At 72.0% G+C, this 18,654-nt stretch carries 17 protein-coding genes; 8 read left to right on the forward strand and 9 right to left on the reverse strand.

The features are described from left to right. From POF73_RS35130 to POF73_RS35140, 3 genes are all read right to left on the reverse strand, one after another. Positions 1–631, reverse strand: a 631-nt coding sequence (locus POF73_RS35130) for a biotin/lipoyl-containing protein (RefSeq protein ID WP_334313642.1), incomplete at its 3' end; no start/stop codon positions are given. 69 nt (positions 632–700) lie between these two features. After that, positions 701–2,089, reverse strand: coding sequence for a dihydrolipoyl dehydrogenase (gene lpdA / locus POF73_RS35135; protein ID WP_272123168.1), 1,389 nt, complete (start codon positions 2,087–2,089; stop codon positions 701–703). A 242-nt stretch (positions 2,090–2,331) separates the two neighbouring features. Continuing rightward, positions 2,332–3,888, reverse strand: coding sequence for a leucyl aminopeptidase (locus tag POF73_RS35140; RefSeq protein WP_272123169.1), 1,557 nt, complete (start codon positions 3,886–3,888; stop codon positions 2,332–2,334). A gap of 344 nt (positions 3,889–4,232) precedes the next feature. On the opposite strand from POF73_RS35140, the gene POF73_RS35145 reads away from it, so the two are divergent. From POF73_RS35145 to POF73_RS35160, 4 genes are all read left to right on the forward strand, one after another. Further along, entirely contained in the window at positions 4,233–6,218 is a 1,986-nt protein-coding gene (locus POF73_RS35145) for a hypothetical protein (protein WP_272123170.1), read from the forward strand. A gap of 122 nt (positions 6,219–6,340) precedes the next feature. Next, entirely contained in the window at positions 6,341–7,861 is a 1,521-nt protein-coding gene (gene pelF, locus POF73_RS35150; protein ID WP_272123171.1) for a GT4 family glycosyltransferase PelF, read from the forward strand. Beyond that, the gene (locus tag POF73_RS35155) at positions 7,858–9,306 is read left to right on the forward strand and encodes a hypothetical protein (RefSeq protein WP_272123172.1); all 1,449 of its coding nucleotides are present in this window, start codon (positions 7,858–7,860) and stop codon (positions 9,304–9,306) included. The genes pelF and POF73_RS35155 overlap by 4 nt, the downstream gene beginning before the upstream one ends. Further along, positions 9,303–9,959, forward strand: a complete 657-nt coding sequence (locus tag POF73_RS35160; RefSeq protein ID WP_272123173.1) for a spherulation-specific family 4 protein — start codon at positions 9,303–9,305, stop codon at positions 9,957–9,959. The genes POF73_RS35155 and POF73_RS35160 overlap by 4 nt, the downstream gene beginning before the upstream one ends. A 12-nt stretch (positions 9,960–9,971) precedes the next feature. Here POF73_RS35160 and POF73_RS35165 read toward each other — a convergent pair whose 3' ends face one another. Then, the gene (locus tag POF73_RS35165; protein WP_272123234.1) at positions 9,972–10,751 is read right to left on the reverse strand and encodes an adenosylcobinamide-GDP ribazoletransferase; all 780 of its coding nucleotides are present in this window, start codon (positions 10,749–10,751) and stop codon (positions 9,972–9,974) included. Positions 10,752–10,824: 73 nt separating this feature from the next. Here POF73_RS35165 and POF73_RS35170 point away from each other — a divergent pair, with 73 nt between their 5' ends. Then, entirely contained in the window at positions 10,825–11,586 is a 762-nt protein-coding gene (locus POF73_RS35170; protein WP_272123174.1) for a hypothetical protein, read from the forward strand. On the opposite strand, the gene POF73_RS35175 is transcribed toward POF73_RS35170, so the two are convergent. Beyond that, positions 11,487–12,236 carry a hypothetical protein gene (locus tag POF73_RS35175; RefSeq protein WP_272123175.1) on the reverse strand — a complete coding sequence of 250 codons (750 nt, stop codon included), beginning with the start codon at positions 12,234–12,236 and terminating at the stop codon, positions 11,487–11,489. The two genes, POF73_RS35170 and POF73_RS35175, sit on opposite strands and share 100 nt — an antisense overlap. Before the next feature lie 47 nt (positions 12,237–12,283). After that, positions 12,284–13,378: a nicotinate-nucleotide--dimethylbenzimidazole phosphoribosyltransferase gene (cobT, locus tag POF73_RS35180; protein WP_272123176.1), complete on the reverse strand. Its 1,095-nt coding sequence runs from the start codon at positions 13,376–13,378 to the stop codon at positions 12,284–12,286. A gap of 214 nt (positions 13,379–13,592) precedes the next feature. Here cobT and POF73_RS35185 point away from each other — a divergent pair, with 214 nt between their 5' ends. Next, positions 13,593–14,405, forward strand: a complete 813-nt coding sequence (locus tag POF73_RS35185; protein ID WP_272123177.1) for a class I SAM-dependent methyltransferase — start codon at positions 13,593–13,595, stop codon at positions 14,403–14,405. Between the two features lie 131 nt (positions 14,406–14,536). Here POF73_RS35185 and POF73_RS35190 read toward each other — a convergent pair whose 3' ends face one another. After that, positions 14,537–15,739 (reverse strand): bifunctional adenosylcobinamide kinase/adenosylcobinamide-phosphate guanylyltransferase, encoded by a 1,203-nt coding sequence (locus tag POF73_RS35190; protein WP_272123178.1) that lies wholly within the window; start codon positions 15,737–15,739, stop codon positions 14,537–14,539. A 140-nt stretch (positions 15,740–15,879) separates the two neighbouring features. On the opposite strand from POF73_RS35190, the gene POF73_RS35195 reads away from it, so the two are divergent. Then, positions 15,880–16,089 (forward strand): hypothetical protein, encoded by a 210-nt coding sequence (locus POF73_RS35195; RefSeq protein ID WP_126391668.1) that lies wholly within the window; start codon positions 15,880–15,882, stop codon positions 16,087–16,089. Positions 16,090–16,171: 82 nt separating this feature from the next. Here the strand turns inward: POF73_RS35195 and POF73_RS35200 are convergent, their stop codons facing one another. Both POF73_RS35200 and POF73_RS35205 read right to left on the reverse strand, forming a co-directional pair. Next, the gene (locus POF73_RS35200) at positions 16,172–16,873 is read right to left on the reverse strand and encodes a class I SAM-dependent methyltransferase (protein ID WP_272123179.1); all 702 of its coding nucleotides are present in this window, start codon (positions 16,871–16,873) and stop codon (positions 16,172–16,174) included. A gap of 83 nt (positions 16,874–16,956) precedes the next feature. Then, positions 16,957–17,601, reverse strand: a complete 645-nt coding sequence (locus tag POF73_RS35205) for a DUF3043 domain-containing protein (protein WP_272123180.1) — start codon at positions 17,599–17,601, stop codon at positions 16,957–16,959. A gap of 221 nt (positions 17,602–17,822) precedes the next feature. Here POF73_RS35205 and POF73_RS35210 point away from each other — a divergent pair, with 221 nt between their 5' ends. After that, entirely contained in the window at positions 17,823–18,617 is a 795-nt protein-coding gene (locus POF73_RS35210; protein ID WP_272123181.1) for a PspA/IM30 family protein, read from the forward strand. Positions 18,618–18,654 lie beyond the last annotated feature (37 nt).

The raw sequence follows: 18,654 nt of genomic DNA on the forward strand, positions 1-18,654 counted from the left end.
GAGCGGCACCCGGGGCGCCGATGACGGCGAGCTTGGCGCCGACCTCGGCGGTCTCGTCCTCGCCGACCACGATCTCCAGCAGGACACCGGCGACCGGCGCCGGGATCTCGGTGTCGACCTTGTCGGTGGAGACCTCAAGCAGCGGCTCGTCCTCCGCGACCTCCTCGCCGACCTCCTTCAGCCAGCGGGTGACGGTGCCCTCGGTGACGGACTCGCCGAGCGCGGGCAGGACCACGTCCGTGCCCTCGGCGGAGCCGGCGCCGGCGGCGGCCTCGGCGGTGGGGGCAGGAGCCGGGGCGGCCTGCTCGGTGGACGGGGCAGCGGCCTGCGGGGCCGGCTCGGGAGCCGCAGCGGGCTCGGCGGCCGGGGCCGGAGCGGCAGCCGGCGCACCGGTGCCGTCGTCGATCACGGCCAGCTCGGCGCCGACCTCGACCGTCTCGTCCTCGGCGACCTTGATGGAGGCCAGGACACCTGCGGCGGGGGAGGGGATCTCGGTGTCGACCTTGTCCGTCGACACCTCCAGCAGGGGCTCGTCGGCCTCGACGCGCTCACCCTCGGCCTTCAGCCAACGGGTGACGGTGCCCTCGGTGACGCTCTCGCCGAGCGCCGGAAGGGTTACGGAAACCGCCATGGTTTCGGTTGCTCCTTACGAATTGCGGAAGTCTGTGTTCGTCGCGGAGTCGCGTTCGTCGACCGAGGGTCAGTCGTGCGCGTGCAGCGGCTTGCCCGCCAGGGCCAGGTGGGCCTCGCCGAGCGCCTCGTTCTGGGTCGGGTGGGCGTGGATGAGCTGGGCGACCTCGGCCGGCAGCGCCTCCCAGTTGTAGATCAGCTGGGCCTCGCCGACCTGCTCGCCCATGCGGTCGCCGACCATGTGGACGCCGACCACGGCACCGTCCTTGACCTGGACGAGCTTGATCTCGCCCGCGGTGTTCAGGATCTTGCTCTTGCCGTTGCCCGCCAGGTTGTACTTCAGAGCGACGACCTTGTCCGCGCCGTAGATCTCCTTGGCCTTGGCCTCGGTGATGCCGACGGAGGCGACCTCGGGGTGGCAGTAGGTCACCCGCGGGACACCGTCGTAGTCGATCGGAACCGTCTTCAGACCGGCCAGACGCTCCGCAACCAGGATGCCCTCGGCGAAGCCGACGTGCGCGAGCTGGAGGGTCGGGACGAGGTCACCGACGGCGGAGACGGTCGGGACGTTGGTGCGCATGTACTCGTCGACGAGGACGTAGCCGCGGTCCATCGCGACGCCCTGCTCCTCGTAGCCGAGACCGGCGGAGACGGGGCCACGGCCCACCGCCACCAGCAGCACCTCGGCCTCGAACTCCTTGCCGTCGGCGAGGGTGACCTTGACGCCGTCGGCGGTGTACTCGGCCTTCTGGAAGAAGGTGCCGAGGTTGAACTTGATGCCGCGCTTGCGGAACGCGCGCTCAAGAAGCTTCGAGCTGTTCTCGTCCTCGACCGGGACGAGGTGCTTCAGGCCCTCGATGACGGTGACGTCGGACCCGAAGGACTTCCAGGCGGACGCGAACTCGACGCCGATGACGCCGCCGCCCAGGATGATCGCGGACTTCGGCACGCGGTCCAGGACGAGGGCGTGGTCCGAGGAGATGATGCGGTTGCCGTCGATCTCCAGGCCCGGCAGCGACTTCGGCACGGAGCCGGTCGCCAGCAGGACGTGGCGGCCCTGGACGCGCTGGCCGTTCACGTCGACGGAGGTCGGGGAGGACAGACGGCCCTCACCCTCGATGTACGTCACCTTGCGGGAGGCGACGAGACCCTGCAGGCCCTTGTACAGACCGGCGATCACGCCGTCCTTGTACTTGTGGACCCCGGCGATGTCGATGCCCTCGAAGGTGGCCTTCACACCGAACTGCTCGCTCTCGCGGGCCTGGTCGGCGATCTCGCCCGCGTGCAGCAGGGCCTTGGTGGGGATGCAACCCCGGTGCAGGCAGGTGCCGCCGACCTTGTCCTTCTCGATCAGGGCGACGTCCAGGCCCAGCTGCGCCCCGCGCAGGGCCGCGGCGTAACCGCCACTGCCACCGCCGAGGATCACTAGGTCGAAAACGGTGCTGGCGTCGTTCGCCACGTCACGTCCTCCATGCATGTGCGCCGTACGCCGGTCGTCGATGACCGACAGGCGGCTGGTGTCCGGCCGCTCTTTCTTCGGCCCTGTGGTGGGGGCCCTGTCCTGCCGAGCCCCATCTTCGCACTTGTCCACACCGAACGAGACGCCGGGCCGGTGTGTGAGACGCCCCACGTTCGGTTGAGCGCGCATGGAAGAGGGGCTCCGCCCTACCCGCGCGCGGAGCCCCCTCACATACGACGACCTCAGCCCAGGTCGCCCGCAGCCGTCACCTCGGCCAGCCTGACCAGCGTGCGGACCGCGCTGCCGGTGCCGCCCTTGGGCGTGTACCCGAAGGGCCCGCCCTCGTTGAACGCGGGGCCCGCGATGTCCAGGTGCGCCCAGGTGATGCCCTCGCCGACGAACTCGCGCAGGAAGAGCCCGGCGACCAGGCCGCCGCCCATCCGCTCACCCATGTTGGCGATGTCGGCGGTCGGCGAGTCCATGCCCTTGCGCAGGTGCTCCGGCAGCGGCATCGGCCAGGACGGCTCCCCGACCTCCTCGGCCGCCTCCACGATCGCGGTGCGGAACGCGTCGTCGTTGGCCATGACGCCGAACGTCCGGTTGCCCAGCGCCAGCACCATCGCGCCGGTCAGCGTCGCCACGTCGACGATCGCGTCCGGCTTCTCCTGCGAGGCCGCCCACAGGGCGTCCGCCAGCACCAGCCGCCCCTCGGCGTCGGTGTTGAGCACCTCCACGGTCTTGCCGCTGAACATGCGCAGCACGTCACCGGGGCGCACCGCGGTCCCCGACGGCATGTTCTCGGCGAGCGCCAGCCAGCCGGTGATGTTCACCTGGAGGCCGAGGCGCGCGGCGGCGACGACGGCGGCGAACACGGCGGCCGCGCCGCTCATGTCGCACTTCATCGTCTCGTTGTGCCCGGCCGGCTTCAGCGAGATGCCGCCCGAGTCGTAGGTGATGCCCTTGCCGACCAGGGCGAGGTGCTTGCTCGCCTTGGAGTGCGTGTACGACAGCTTCACCAGCCGCGGAGTGGCGGCCGAGCCGGAGCCGACGCCGAGGATGCCGCCGTAGCCGCCCTTGGTGAGGGCCTTCTCGTCGAGCACCTGCACCTTGATGCCGTGTTCCTTGCCCGCGGCCGAGGCGATCGCCGCGAAGGACTCCGGGGTGAGGTCGTTCGGCGGGGTGTTGATCAGGTCGCGGGCGCGGTTGAGCTCCTCGGCGACGGCGGTGGCGCGCTCGATCGCCGCCTTGTGCTCCTTGTCGCGGGGCTTGCCGCCGAGCAGGGCGGCCTCGGCGAGCGGAGCCTTGCCGTTCTTGTCGTTCTTCTTGTTCTTCTCGTCCTTGCCGTTCGCCTTGTAGGCGTCGAAGGCATAGGCGCCGAGCAGCACGCCCTCGGCGACGGCGCCGATGTCACCGGCGTCGCCCAGCGGCAGCGCGAACGCGGCCTTCTTGGAGCCGGCGAGGGAACGGGCGGCGACGCCTGCGGCCTTGCGCAGCGCCTCCCCGTCGTACGCCCCGTCCTTGGCGTCCGCGGGCTCGGCACCCAGGCCCACCGCCACCACGAGGGGGGCCTTGAAGCCGGCGGGGGCGGGGAGCTTCGTCACCTCGCCCTCGGCGCCGGAGGCACCGAGGGTCTCCAGGACGCCGGCGAGCTTGCCGTCGTACGCCTTGTCCACGGCCTCGGCGCCCGGTGCGACGACGAGTCCCCCGGACTTGGACGCAGCGCCCTTGGCGACACCGATCACGATCGCGTCGGCTCGCAGGCCGGGCGCCGCTGCGGTGCTGAGAGTGAGAGCAGTCACGGTGGTGAATTCTCGCTTCCGATGTGAAGTTGCATGGCCGAATGGTGTGGGTCGACCGGGCCCGACGGCCGACCCTAGTTCGGTCTTACGGGTGGGGTGACGGCGGGGCCTTCCCCGGTACGGCGAACACTGGGGACGAGCCTACGCTCGTGTGAGCGTTCGCTCATTCCTGCGGGCGTTCACCTGTCGGTGGCGTCGTGGCCCTTTCTTGATCCAGAGCGTCGGTGAGCTGAGTCACACTCGTCTCGTTCTGGCGAGTGATCGGCTCGGGGAAGGGGCGCCCAATGGCGCAGAGCGTGCGCAGACGGAGAAGCCGCAGCCATGCAACGGCCGTCGCGACGGCCATGAGTCTGCTGACCCTGGGCCTGGCCGCGGCCCCGGGCGCCGCGGCCGCCGGGCAGCCGCGCATCGATCTCAGGGTGCTGGTCGTGGACGACGGCGGCAGCCCCGTCCGGGGCATCGCCGCCCAGCTGAAGAGCACCGGCATCCCGTACACGACCGTCGACCTCACCGACGCCGGCCGCCCGACCCTCACCGAGGCGTTCCTCAGCGACACGGTGAACGGCCGGCCCCGGGCCAGGTACCAGGGCGTCGTCCTGCCCGACGAGGCCCCCTTCGGCGCGGGTTCCGCCGAGCAGACCGCGCTGGAGACCTACGAGCGGACCTACGGCATCCCGCAGGTCGACGCCTACACCTGGGCCCACCCCGGCGTCGGCCTCGACCACACCAGCGAGGGAGGCTGGGCCGGCAGCCTCGACGGGCGGACGGCGGCCGTCACCGACGCGGGCCGGGCGGGGTACTTCGGCTATCTCGACGGCGCCCTCACCTTCGAGGACAACGACCCGTCCGTACAGGAGAGTTACGGCTACGTCGCCCGCCCGCGCACCGGCTTCACCAGCTACGTCGACCTCCCCGTGCCCGACGGCTCCGGGCGCGGCAGCCTGATCGGCGAGTACCACCACGACGGGCGCCGCGAACTGGTGGTGACCTTCGCCCACAACCACCACCAGCAGCAGTTCCGGGTGCTCGCCCGCGGCATCGTCGAATGGCTGACCCAGGGCGTGCACCTGGGCCGGGCCCGCAACTATTTCGCGGTGCATGTCGATGACGTCCTCGCGCCCGACAGCCGCTGGGACACCGCGCGCAACTGCACACCCGGTGACTTCGGCTGCGTGGGCGTTGACGGCGGGGGAACCGCGCCGATCCGGATGACCGCGGCGGACGCCGGGTACGCCGCCCAGTGGCAGCGCGAGCACTCCTTCACGCTGGACCTGGTCTACAACGCCGGCTCCGGCGAGCGGTGGAAGAGCGAGAACGGCAACACCGACGCCCTCGCCGGCCAACTGCTCGCGGACAAGGCGCGGTACCGCTGGATCAACCACACCTACACGCACCCGTTCCTCGGCTGTGCGCAGGACACCTCGACCGTGCCGTGGAGCTGCGCCAGGAACGCCGACGGCTCGACGCGGTACATGAGCCGCGCTGACATCTCGGCGGAGATCAGGAACAACCACGACTGGGGCCTCGCCCGTGGGCTTCCGCTCGACCGCACCGAGCTCGTGACCGGCGAGCACTCGGGCCTGCGGACCCTGCCCCAGCAGCCCGACGACAACCCCGACCTGGCCGGCGCCCTCGCCGACAACGGTGTCAGATGGCTCGCCTCGGACAACTCCCGTGAGCCCGAGCAGCGTTCGGTCGGCGCCGCGCTCACCGTGCCCCGGTACCCGATGAACGTGTACTACAACGCGGGCACCGAGGAGGAGATGGCCGACGAGTACAACTGGATCCACACCTCGGCGGCCGACGGCGGCAGCGGCGGCTGCGAGAACGGCCCGTCGTCCACCTGCCTCGCCGCCCCGCTCGACGCGGCCACCGGCTACCGGTCGTACATCGTCCCACTGGAGGCCCGTACCGCCCTCGGGCACGTCGTCTCGGGCGACCCGCGCCCGCACTACGCCCACCAGTCCAACCTGGCCGAGGACCGGACGCTGTACCCGGTCCTGGACGAGGTGCTCGCCGACTACCGAGCCCTCTTCGCCGACAACACCCCGGTGGAGAACCTCGGGCAGCGTGCCATCGGCACCGAGCTGCAGCGCCGCGCCGCCTGGCGGACCGCGCTGGCCTCCGGCAAGGTCACCGCGTACCGGATCGGCACGACCGTCACGATCACGGCCCCGCCCGGGACCCAGACCCCGGTGACGACACCGGAGGGCACGAAGAAGCAACTCCTGATCGGCACGACCGCGTTCGGAACGCCGTACGCGGGGCAGCGCTCGGCCTGGACCACGCCGGAGCGGCTGCAGTCGGCAGTGGCACTGAAGCTGCCGTAGCGCAACGCCCCTTCTTTTAGGGGCGCGGGGAACTGCGCGACCAGCCCAAACGCACCCGCAGACGGCGTCCGGGCAGCAGTTCCCCGAACATCATCCGCACTACCGGGGGGAGCCGCGCAGCGATGCGCACCGGACGTCATGTCACCATGCTCACCGAAGGCACCTATCCGCATGTCCACGGCGGGGTCAGCACGTGGTGCGACCAGCTCGTCAAGGGCATGCCCGAGGTCGACTTCCACATCGTGTCGCTCACCGGAACCGGCCGCGAACCCGTCACCTGGGAGCTGCCGCCCAACGTCTACCGGCACACCTCCGTACCGACCTGGGGCCCGCGTCCGGGACGCAGCCGAGCGCCGTACGGCCGGGCCCGTCGCCGTTTCGCCGACTCCTACGAGCGTTTCCTGCTCTCCTTCCTCGATCCCGGGGCCCCATGCGACTTCGGCGAGGCCCTGGACGAGCTGGCCGAACTCGCCCGCGACGGACGCCTGTCGGCGGCCCTGCGCACCGAGTGGGCACTCAGGTCGCTGATGTGGATCTGGACCATGCCGCATCTGCAGATCTCCGCCGCCCGCCCCACCGTCCACGACGCCCTGACCGCGACCGACCTGCTGGAACACGCCCTGCGCCCCCTCGGGGTCCGCATCCCCGAGGACTGCGTCGCGCACGCCGTCAGCAGCGGCCTCGCGACCCTCCCGGCCCTCGCCGCCCGCAGGCTGGACGGGGTCCCCTTCCTCCTCACCGAGCACGGCATCTATCTGCGCGAGCGCTACCTCGGCTACCGCAGCGACGCCCAGCGCTGGCCCGTGAAGGCGTTCATGCTCGGCTTCTACCGCGAACTCAACTCCCACGGCTACCGGACCGCCGACCTGATCACCCCCTGCAACCAGTACAACCGCCGCTGGGAGGAGCGCGGCGGCGCCGACGCCGACAAGATCCGCACCGTCTACAACGGCGTCGACCCGCACGCCTTCCCGCACGCCGGCCCCGAGCCCGAGCTCCCCACCCTCACCTGGTGCGGACGCGTCGACCCCATCAAGGACCTGGAGACCCTGCTGCGGGCCTACGCCATGGTCCGCGCCGAACTCCCGGAAACCCGGCTGCGGTTGTTCGGCCCGGTCCCGCCCGGCGGCGAGGCCTACCGCACCGGACTGGAGAAGCTCGCAGCCGAACTCGGCGTGAGCGACGGCCTGACCTTCGAGGGCCGGATCAGCGAGGTCCGGCGCGCTTATGCGGCAGGCCACCTGGTGATGCTGTCATCCATCTCCGAGGGCTTCCCGTTCTCCGTCATCGAGGCCATGTCCTGCGGCCGTACGACCGTCTCCACGGACGTCGGGGGAGTGCGCGAGGCCGTCGGCGACACCGGTCTGGTGGTCCCGCCGCGCGAGCCGGAGAAGATGGCGGCCGCCGCGCTCACCCTTCTCCGGGACGACGAACGACGCCTGGAATTGGGTGAGTTGGCGCGTCAGCGAGTGATCGACCGCTTCACCCTGCGCCGCTCCGTGGACCATTTCCGGACGATCTACCAGGAGCTCGCGGGCAGCGCCGAGGCCTACCAGCCCACCCTCGAAACGGTCGCCGACTGGACCCTCGAACTGCGCGACCCCTGGTACGAGAAGGTCGCGACGGACGGGGCCGACTGGTGAGCGGAAGCATCTGGATGCCGCCCGGCTCGCGCGCCGACACCCTGGCCCCGATCCCACGACAACACACCACACCCGGCTGGGCCCACCCCGACCCGGTCGACGAACTCGCCACGCGCCTCGGCGACTTCGTCGCCGCCGCCGTCCACCCCGACGAGATCGCCGCACTGCTGGAGTCCGACGGCCTGTCGGACGACCAGATACGCGAGCGCTACGGCGTGAAGAACTCCTTCGCCCTCGCCGAGGAGCTGTACGAGCGGGTCGAGCGCCGCTACCCCGAGCCGGACGGCCCGGTCCACGACCCCTGGCGGACAGGCCTGCTGGGCTGCCTGCTCCGTGGCGTCGTCTTCGCCCTCCCCGGCCTCGGCTACGTCCTCGGCGCCCCTCTCCTCACAGGCCCGAGGGACGACTTCGGCCTCCCGGCGGGCACGCTCCCGCTCCTGGTCGGCGCCCTGGCCGGCTGGACCTGGAACCAGGGCCTCGCCCACCGGGCGTACTCCTGGCTGGGCTTGGGCGACCGCGAAGCCGCCCGCCGCAGCCTCCTGCTGGGCGCTGCGACGGGCGCGTTGCTCGGCGCTCTGGTGGCCCTGACCGTCGGGGGCAACACCCTCACCACAGTGGCTTTCGCGGCGGGCCAGTCGGTATACCTTGGCGCGGCCACGGCCTTGCTGGTGATGGGCCGCGAACGTGCCTTGCTGGCGGCGTTGCTGCCGATGGCGGCGGGAGGGGTGCTGGCGCTGGCCCATCCATTGCCGAACGCCACAAGGCTCACCCTTCTCTTGGTGTCGCTTGCAGCGGTGGCACTTCTGGGCCTACGCGCGGTAGCACCCCCCAAGGGGCGCGGGGAACTGCGCGACCAGCCACAACGCACCCGCAGCCGCCAACCAACCACGGGCCCCCGTCTCTCCGCGTCCTTCCCATACGCCCTGTTCGGCCTGGCCACCGGCGTCCTGGTCCTCCACACGGCCCTCGGCGACGCCCCCGTCGCAGTCGCCCTCACCCTCAGCATGGGCCCCGCCGAACGGCTCCTGTACCGCTTCCGCAGCGCCGGCCTCACGGGCCTGCGCTCCAGCAGCACCCCGAGGGCGTTCCGGTGGACGACGGTCCGCACGGTCGCCGAATGCCTCACCGCCTACCTGATCGCCCTGCTCGCCCTCGGCCTCGCCACCTCGGCCCTGTGGCCGCATGCCCCCGCCATCGCCGGCATCCGCCTCGCCGGTCTGCTCCTGCTGGGTGTGGTCCTGTGGACGGGCCTGCTGCTCCAGTCCTTCGGCGCGGTGCTCGGGGCGGCCGCGGTCTGCTGTGCGGCGGCCCTCGCCCAGACCGTCGCCCTGCTGACGCACACGGGCAGCCCGCACTGGGCCGGCCTGATCATCCACGGCACGGCGGCGCTCGCCCAGGCCACCTTCGTCTGCACCCTGCTGGGGAGAGCGACCGCCCACCGATGAACGACCTGCTGATCCCCTACTACGAGCACCCATCCGTCCGCCCGGCCGAATGGGACGCGATCATCGCCGCCGCGCCCCGCCTCCACGGCGTCGTACTGAACCCGGCCAACGGCCCCGGCGAGATACCCGACCCGGCCTTCGCCGAGGTCGCGGCACGGCTGCGGGACTCGGGCGCGGACGTTCGGGTGCTCGGCTACGCCGACACCGACTACGGCCGCCGCCCGTACGCCGACGTCGTCCGCGACATCGCACGGCACCGCGACTGGTACGGCACGGACGGCGTCTTCCTCGACCAGGTCGCCGCGGGCCGTGCGGAGTTCGGCCACTACCAGCGGATCGCGGCGGCCGCCTGGGCCGCCGGCTGCGGCACGCTCGTGCTGAACCACGGCACGGCACCGCACCCGTCGTACGCCAGGATCGCCGACGTCCTCGTCACCTTCGAGGGCACCTGGGCGACGTACACCCGCCTCGGCCCACAGCAGTGGCGCGGCGGCACCGGAGTGCGGCTGTGCCATCTGGTGTACGGCGTCCCGCCCGACGCCGACCTCGCGGGCCTGGCACGCGCCCGCGGGGCCACGGTGCACTGCGCGGTGCCGGGGACGGGTGATCATCCGTGGGGCACGCTGCCGCACGCGTTGACGCCGACGCGCTGAGGGGCGGCGGCGTCAGCCCAGGGTCAGCACGATCAGCGCGGTCGTCGCCGCGGTCTCCGCGAGCCCGCCGAAGACGTCGCCGGTGACACCGCCGAAGCGGCGGGTGCAGTGCCGCAGGAGGAGTTCGGCGGCGGCGAGTGCGGCGAGCACCGCGAGGGCGGTGCGGGCGATGTCGTACGTCCCGAACAGCGCCCCCGCCGCGGCGGCGACGCCGGTCACGGCCAGGGCGACGGCCACCGCACCCGGCACCGGAACGACCCCGGCCACCGCGGCCCCCAGCCCCTCCGGCCGGGCGGCGGGTACGCCGGTGCGGGCGGCGAGGGTGAGCGCGAGCCGGGCGGCGACCGCCGAGACGAGGGCGGCGATGGCGCCCCGGGCCCAGGAGTCGTCGTACAGCTGAAAGAGGGCGGCGACCTGCGCGAACAGGGCGAGCACCAGCGTGATCACACCGAACGGCCCGATGTCCGACTGCTTCATGATCCGCAGCGCGTCCTCGGCGGGCTTGCCGCTGCCGAGCCCGTCGGCGGTGTCGGCGAGCCCGTCGAGATGCAGGCCCCGGGTGAGTGCGGCGGGCACGGTGACCGTGGCGACGGCGGCGAGCAGCGGACCGGCGCCGAGAACGAGGAGCAGCAGCCCGAGCAGACCGGCGCACAGCCCCAGCACCGCCCCGACCAGCGGAGCGCAGAGCATCCCGCCCCGTGCGGCCTGACGGTCCCACCGGCTCACCTTGACCGGCAGCACGCTGAGGGTGCCGAAGGCGAAGCGGAGGCCGTGCAGGGGCGGTGGGGTCATGGACACGCCCGCAGACTAGCCCGGACGCCCCGGCCACGAGGCGGCCCACCCCCGTCCCGCACACACTGGGACCATGGGTCACTGGCTGGAACGCAACGTCATCGAACCGGGGAAGCTCCCGCTGCTCCTGGCCCTGACCGCGTTCGTCGTCACCTTCCTCGTCACCCGCCTCATCACCCGCCTCATCCGCGCGGGCAAGGGCCCCTTCCGCAACATCGAGACCGGCGCCGTCCACATCCACCACGTGGTCCCGGGTGTCGTCCTCACCGTGTTCGGCGGCTTCGGCGCGGTGTCCAGCAGCCGCTACGGCTTCGGCGCCGCCGTCTTCGCGGTGCTCTTCGGCATGGGCGCGGGACTGGTCCTCGACGAGTTCGCGCTGATCCTGCACCTCGACGACGTGTACTGGAGCGAGGAGGGCCGCAAGAGCGTGGAGGTGGTGGTCCTCACGGCGGCTCTGGGGGGCCTGCTGCTCGTGGGCTTCTCACCGCTGGGCGTCAACGACCTCAACCAGGACGAGACGCAGGGCCGCGGAACCTTCCTCTTCAACATCGGGCTGAACTTCCTCCTCTCCCTCATCGCGCTCAGCAAGGGAAAGGCCCGTATCGCGATCTTCGGCGTGATCGTGCCGGTCATCGCCCTGGTCGGCGCCATCCGGCTGGCCCGCCCCAACTCTCCGTGGGCCCGTCGCTTCTACGGCCGTCGCCCGCGCGCCCGAGCCAAGGCCGCCCTGCGCGCCTACCGCCACGACCGGCGCTGGGCACGGCCTCGCCGGGCTCTGGAGGAATTGGTGGGCGGCAAACCGGACGTGGAGCCGGACACCGTCGACCGGCGCTGACGGCGCCGCCGGCGCAGCGCCGCCCCCGCGCACAGCACCAGCACGGCCGCGATGGCCGCCAGGTGCTCCTTGCCGGCGAGGTTCTCCTTCAGCGCCACCTCGACCACCATCGCCACGATCACCGCACCGGCCGTGACATACGCGCCGTACCGCCACCCGAGGAACACCGCCAGGCCCACCACGGCCGCCGACGGCCCCGTGTCCACGACCCGCGCGTCCTGGGCGGGCAGCCCGATCGGGTGGTCCGGGCCGAGTGCGATGCCCACGCGCGCGTAGAGGGTTCCGGCGAGCGTCGCGACGTAGGCGACGACCAGGGTCCGCCACCAGCCCAGACACATCTCGGCGATTCCGAACACGACCAGCGTCTGCGCGAGCGCACCCCACACCGGCAGATCGAGCGCGGGCACGAACAGCGACAACGGCGTCCGCAGAACCGCCGGCAACAGGGGGTCCTCGGCCCGAACGCCCCCGAGGTTCTGAACGACCCGATACCCCCAGGACTGGTTCTGCACGACCTGCATGACCCCGGTGAGACACACGGCCCCGACGGTCATGGGCGCAGCCCACCACCGCCGCTCGACCAAGGCCCCCCGTACGGCGCGGTACAACGCCCCCCACTCCGCACGGGCCCAGCGGACGAGGGTGTTCACATGGTGATCATATGTCCATGGTCGTAAGGAGAGGCCTGTTTTGTCCCCTACTCGGTCTCCGACTCCACCTCGGAGTCCTGCGGCTTCTCCAGCGGCTCCGGCTTCTCCGGCAGCTCCGCCGCCAGTGCCGCCGCAGCCTGGACCGTCGGCAGGGCCAGCAGGCCGCCGGCGCCCTCGCCCACCTTCACTCCCTGGTCGAGCAGGGGGTCCAGGGCCATCCGGTCCAGGGCCTTCGCCTGCCCGGGCTCACCGCTGTCGTGCGCGGCCAGCCACCAGTCCGGGGCCCGGAACGCGATCCGCTGCCCGACCAGGGCGCAGGCGGCGACCACCATCCCGTCCAGCACGACCGGCATCTTCCGCACCGCGCTCTGCAGCAGGAACCCGGTGATCGCGGCGAGGTCGGCCCCGCCCACCGTCGCGAGCAGCTGGAGCTGGTCGCCGAGCACCGGCCGCGCCCGGCGCAGCGCGTCCCGGATCGCCGCGCACTTGCGCATCCAGGCGAGGTCGTCGATGGCCAGCCCGCCCCGACCGGTCACCACCGAGGCGTCGGTCCCGCACAACGCCGCGACCAGCACCCCGGCCGCCGTGGTGCCCCCGACGCTCACATCGCCGAGCACCACCAGATCCGTACCGGAATCGGCCTCCTCGTCGGCCACCGCGACCCCGGCCCGGAAGGCGGCCTCCGCCTCCTCAAGCGTCAGCGCGTCCTCGACGTCGATACGACCGCTGCCGCGCCGCACCCGATGCCGTACGACCGTCTCCGGCAACGACTCCGGGTCGCAGTCCAGTGCCATGTCGACGACCCGCACCGGGACCCCGAGCCGTCGCGCGAGCACGGACACCGGCCGGCCGCCCTGAAGGATCTCCCGCACCAACTCCCCGGCGCCGCCCGTGGGCCGCGCCGACACGCCCAGCTCGGCGACGCCGTGGTCACCGGCGAACAGCACGACCCGCGGCTGTTCGATCGGCCGCACCGGCACGGCCGCCTGTGCGGCCGCCAGCCACTCACCCAGTTCGTCGAGTCGGCCCAGCGCCCCGGGCGGCACGATCTGACGTTCACGGCGCGCCTCTGCGTCACGGCGCACCCCGCCGTCGGGGCGCTCGATCAGATCGGTGAAGTCGTCGAGATTAAGCGAGCTCATTCGCCGAACAGTACCGGCACCGGTCGAACAGAACGGCGCCACATGGCCACCGGGGGCTCCGCCACGTCACCGCCATATCCACGCGACGTCGTTGCACCCGAGATCGCCATCCCATACGTTCCGTTTTGCAGTGGATTGTCAGGGCATGCTCGCACCACTCCGCCGAACCCCAGCCGTACACCGCCGCCCCACACCCCGCGCCCGGGAGCCGCCCATGACCGCGACCGCACCCTCCCAACGACGCCGCACCGCCTGCGCGTTCACCTCCGCCGCATGCTGGGACCACACCTACGCCCCCCGGTACCTGAAGGCCGTACGGAAGGCGTCACCACGCCGGCTGAGAGCCGCGGCCCGCGCGGCGCTCCGCTTCTTCCCCGAGCCGGAGAGCTGGCTGGACGTGGGCACGGGCGACGCCCACTTCCCGGAGGCGGCGAAGGAACTCTTCCCGTACACGGCGTTCGACGGACTGGACCCCACCCATCGGGTGCTGCAAGCGCGCGTGGCCGAGCGGGTGGAGGAGGCCCACGTCGGCCGGCTGACGGACCCCCGGGTCACGGCCCGGCTGCGCACCCGCTACGACGTCGTCAGCATGTTGCGCCACCTGGAACACGCCCCTGACCCCCGCGCGGAGCTCCGCGCCGCCCTCGCGGTGCTGCGCCCCGGCGGCCATCTCGTCCTCGAACTCCCCAACCCCCGCAGCCTGTTCGCCCTGCTGTTCGGCTGCTGCTGGGTCCCGCAGAGCCCGCACGGCCACCTGCACCTGGTGCCGCTGCGCAAGCTCCGCGAGGAACTGCGGTCCCAGGGCTGCACGATCGTGGCGACGGACCGCCGCACCCCGCACGTCCCGTACGACCTCGCGGCCACGATCGCCCTGGTCCTGAACCTGGCCCTCGGCCCGGTACTGGCGTTGGCGGGCGCACCCCTGGTGGCCGCCGCCTGGGTGATCGACCTGCTCCTGGCCCCCCTGCTCCGCCTCACCCCCCTGTCGAACGCGTACCGCGTCATCGCCCGCAAGGAGCCGGCCTGAGGTTTGACACGCCGGGTGTCTTGCAGCGCCCCAAAGGGGCGCGGGGCGGTATCGATATGCGGCTCCGCCGCGTGGGCGCGACCAGCCACCGCGGAGCCGCAGACGAAGCACGACGACATATCGCGGCACTCTCATCCGCGAAGCACGAGCGCCTGTCCCGCCACCACCAGAACAACCTGCTCACACTCGCCCGCGAACGCGGCGTTCAACCGCCCAAGTTCATCGCGATACCGCCGCCCCGACGCCGTAGCCGGCACAATCCCCGACCCCACCTCATTGGACACGGCGACGACGGTCCGCCGAGTTGCCCGCACCGCCTCCGTAAGTTCCCGCACCCGCCCTCGCAGGGCCCGCTCCCCACCATCCGCCCACACCGCGTCGTCCCAAGCCCCGACGGAGTCCATCGCATCCGTCAGCCACAAGGACAGACAGTCGATCAGCAACGGCGCCCCACCCTCGGAGAGCAGCGGCACCAGGTCGCAGGTCTCGGCCGTACGCCACGACCCCGGCCGCCGCTCCCGGTGCGCGGCGACCCGCTCCGCCCACTCGTTGTCGCCGCTCCGGGTGCCGCCGGTCGCCACGTACAGGACATCCGGAAAGGCCTCCAGCCGACGCTCCGCCTCCACCGACTTCCCGGACCGGGCGCCGCCCACCACCAGGGTCCGCCGCGGCACGTCCGGCACGTCCTCGTACGCCCCCACCACCAGCGTCGTCCCGTCCGGCACGGCCCGCGCCCCCGCCGCCGCCAGCCGCCGTCGCGTCTCGGCGCCCGGCGGTACGTCATGGTCCAGATGGACGGCGATGACATCCGTCGCCGGCCCGACCGCGCCCACCGCCCGCAGCTTGGCCAGCGCGTCCGGCCGCCCCACCACATCCCCGACGACCATGTCGTACATCCCGACGGACCCCTCCTCAAGGCCGGCCGGCGCACCCCCCGGCGGCAGATACAGCAGCCGCTGCCCGTCCGGCCCGGACACCGCGTACCCCGTGCCCGGCGAGTCCATCGCCACCGCCCGCACCCGATGCCCCGTCAGCAGCGTCAACTCCCGTCCTTCCGGCACCCGCCCGGGCTGCGGCAGCCCCGCGGGCACCTCGACGGCGGGCCCGTCGTGCGGATGCGACAACAGCACCTGCCGTACGCCGCCCAGCGAACGCCCCGCCCGCGCCGCCGCGAACGCCGCCCCGGGGGTGAGATCGAGCAGCAGCGCCCCGTCCACGAGCAACGCGGTGGCCGCCCGCGCAGCGTCACCGAGCGCGCCCGCACAGGCCGCACACGGACAGTCGGGGCGGGGGAGTCCCGCGGGGGCACCGGTGCCGAGCAGAGTCAGTTCCACGGACCGATTTTCGCCGGTCGCCGCTGATCTTGCGCGCGCGGGACGTCCCATTAGGGTCGCGACCAGCCCCCACGCATCCGCAGACGGACACGAACCGCATACGCTGTAGCACTGCACGTGTTGACACCTTGGAGGCGTACATGGCGGCATGGACGTGGCGGTTCGAGAAGGCCGACGGGGCGGAGGTCCAGCCCGCGGTGCAGCCCGAGGAGTTCACCACCCAGGGGGACGCCGAGTCCTGGATCGGTGAGCACTGGAAGGCACTGCAGGAGGGCGGCGCGGACCAGGTACGGCTGTTCGAGGACGCCGCGGAGATCTACGGCCCGATGAGCCTGCACGCCGAGGCGTGAACCGACCGGGGGCGAGGGCCGCACGCCCTCGCCCCCGTCAGTGCCCAAGTTCTCGTCCCCGTCACCGAGTACCGGATCGGGCTCAGCCGCGCACTCCGCACAGATGCAGCAGCGCCGCGACGCTCCGGTACGGATCCGTCTTCCCGGCCCGCTCCTCGACCGCCAGCAACGCGTCCGCGTCCGCCGGGATCTCCGCGTCGTCGGCCGCCGTGTCGGTGAACACCCGCACCCCGTACCAGGCGTGCAGCGGCGCCCCGATCCCCGCGAGCGTCGACGTCAGCTCCGCGAGCCGGTCCGCCCGGACGTCGAGGCCCAGCCGGTTCCGGTACCGGGTCGTGTCGAAGGAGGCCAGCGCCCCGGCCCAGTCACCGCCCAGTCCCGGCCGCATGGCCAGCGCGTCGGCATTGCGCACGAGCAGCGAGAGCAGTCCGCCCGGGGCGAGCATCCGGGCCAGCCCGGCCAGCATCGGATCGGGCTCCTTGATGTACATCAGCACGCCGTGGCAGAGCACGACGTCGAAGCTGCCCGGCAGGAAGTGCACACCGGTGTCGCGCCCGTCGCTCTGGACCAGGCGCACCCGCTCGCGGATCCCCTCCGGCTCGCGGGCCAGCTCCTCGCGGGCCACCGCGATCATCTTCGGGTCCTGCTCCACGCCGGTCACCTGATGCCCGGCCCGGGCCAGCCGCAGCGCCTGCGTGCCCTGGCCCATCCCGACGTCGAGCACCCGCAGCCGCTGCCCGACGGGGAACCGCCCGGCTATCTGCTCGTCGAGCTGCCGGGCCACCAGCTCCTGTCGTACGACATCACGCAGCCCGCCCAGCTTGTTCAGCCACGCGTCGGCCGCGCCCCCGGTGAACGCAGCAGTGCTCAGGGCCGCTCTCCGCGCTTGACCTGAGGCTTCGGCAGCCGGAGCCGGCGCATCTGCAGGGAACGCATCAGCGCGTAGGCGACGGCGCCACGCCTGTTCTCCGTGGGGAAGCGCTCGGCGATCTGCTTCTTCATGCGGAAGGCCGTGACGAACGAGTCGAGCACGATCAGCACGATCACGATCAGCCACAGCAGCAGCGCGATGTTCTGCAGCGCCGCCACCCGCACCATGCTCAGCACGAGGATGACCACGGCCATCGGCAGGAAGAACTCCGCGATGTTGAAACGGGAGTCGATGAAGTCACGCGCGAACTTGCGGACCGGGCCCTTGTCCCGGGCCGGGAGATACCGCTCGTCGCCCCCGGCCAGCGCCTGGCGCTGCTTCTCCAGGGCGGCCCGGCGCTCCTCGCGCTGCCGTTTGGCGGCGTCCTTGCGTGACGTCGACGTATTGGCGACGCTGCGACGCTGCGACTGGGCCTCACTGCGCTTGGGCGTGGGGCGGCCCTTCGGGGCCTCGGGGTGACGGGTCTGAGTGGAGTCGGTCACCAGCGCCTTGTCGGCGGCCTGGGCCTTCTCATCCTTGGCACGGCTACGGAACACAAAACCCAAGGGTACGGGGTGCCGGGGGTTGGACCCCAGCCCCATGGGGAACGATCCGGCAACACCAGTCGTCGTAGGGGGACAGAGGGGACGTTGCGAACCACCCCGGGAGTCACCTACTCCTTACGCCGGAGCGGGAGCGTCAGCAGTCGTCCTTGGGGATGAGCGCATCCGTCCCCGAACAGTGCGTCAATGGATGCAGGGCCCGTACTGTGGGTTCTGTCGCAGAGCTGGAGCTGGACGTCAGAAGGGGGCGCGCGAAGCCCATGAGCGGTGTCATGAAGCGTATGGGGATGATCTTCCGCGCGAAGGCGAACAAGGCCCTTGACCGGGCCGAGGACCCGCGCGAGACCCTCGATTACTCGTACCAGAAGCAGCTGGAGCTGCTCCAGAAGGTGCGCCGCGGAGTGGCCGACGTGGCCACCTCCCGCAAGCGCCTGGAACTGCAGCTCAACCAGCTCCAGTCCCAGTCCTCCAAGCTGGAGGACCAGGGCCGCAAGGCGCTCGCGCTGGGCCGTGAGGACCTGGCCCGCGAGGCACTGTCCCGCCGTGCCGCCCTCCAGCAGCAGGTGACCGACCTGGAGACCCAGCACGCGACGCTGCAGGGCGAGGAGGAGAAGCTCACCCTCGCGGCCCAGCGGCTGCAGGCGAAGGTCGACGCCTTCCGCACGAAGAAGGAGACGATCAAGGCCACCTACACGGCGGCCCAGGCCCAGACCCGTATCGGCGAGGCGTTCTCCGGCATCTCGGAGGAGATGGGCGACGTCGGCCTGGCGATCCAGCGGGCCGAGGACAAGACGGCCCAGCTCCAGGCGCGCGCCGGGGCGATCGACGAACTCCTCGCCTCCGGCGCCCTGGACGACCAGTCCGGCATGCACAAGGACGACATCCAGGCCGAGCTGGACCGGCTCTCCGGTGGTACGGATGTAGAGCTGGAACTGCAGCGCATGAAGGCGGAGCTGGCGGGCGGCTCGCCCTCGCAGCAGGCGATCGAGGGCGGCAACGGCCAGTCGCAGTCCCAGCAGCAGCCGCAGGACACCCCGCGCTTCGACAAGCAGTAGCCGACGGCCGGGGCTCACGCCGAGGAGGCCGAGATGG

Source organism: Streptomyces sp. HD (genome assembly GCF_028369295.1).
In the GTDB taxonomy this organism is placed as follows: Bacteria; Actinomycetota; Actinomycetes; order Streptomycetales; family Streptomycetaceae; genus Streptomyces.

Excerpts from the sequence above, each read along its gene's own strand:
- POF73_RS35145 (WP_272123170.1), top strand. The coding sequence starts at position 4,233 with ATGAGTCTGCTGACCCTGGGCCTGGCCGCGGCCCCGGGCGCCGCGGCC.
- pelF (WP_272123171.1), top strand. The coding sequence starts at position 6,341 with ATGCGCACCGGACGTCATGTCACCATGCTCACCGAAGGCACCTATCCG.
- POF73_RS35160 (WP_272123173.1), top strand. The coding sequence starts at position 9,303 with ATGAACGACCTGCTGATCCCCTACTACGAGCACCCATCCGTCCGCCCG.
- POF73_RS35165 (WP_272123234.1), bottom strand. The coding sequence starts at position 10,751 with ATGACCCCACCGCCCCTGCACGGCCTCCGCTTCGCCTTCGGCACCCTC.
- POF73_RS35170 (WP_272123174.1), top strand. The coding sequence starts at position 10,825 with ATGGGTCACTGGCTGGAACGCAACGTCATCGAACCGGGGAAGCTCCCG.
- cobT (WP_272123176.1), bottom strand. The coding sequence starts at position 13,378 with ATGAGCTCGCTTAATCTCGACGACTTCACCGATCTGATCGAGCGCCCC.
- POF73_RS35185 (WP_272123177.1), top strand. The coding sequence starts at position 13,593 with ATGACCGCGACCGCACCCTCCCAACGACGCCGCACCGCCTGCGCGTTC.
- POF73_RS35195 (WP_126391668.1), top strand. The coding sequence starts at position 15,880 with ATGGCGGCATGGACGTGGCGGTTCGAGAAGGCCGACGGGGCGGAGGTC.
- POF73_RS35205 (WP_272123180.1), bottom strand. The coding sequence starts at position 17,601 with ATGGGGCTGGGGTCCAACCCCCGGCACCCCGTACCCTTGGGTTTTGTG.
- POF73_RS35210 (WP_272123181.1), top strand. The coding sequence starts at position 17,823 with ATGAGCGGTGTCATGAAGCGTATGGGGATGATCTTCCGCGCGAAGGCG.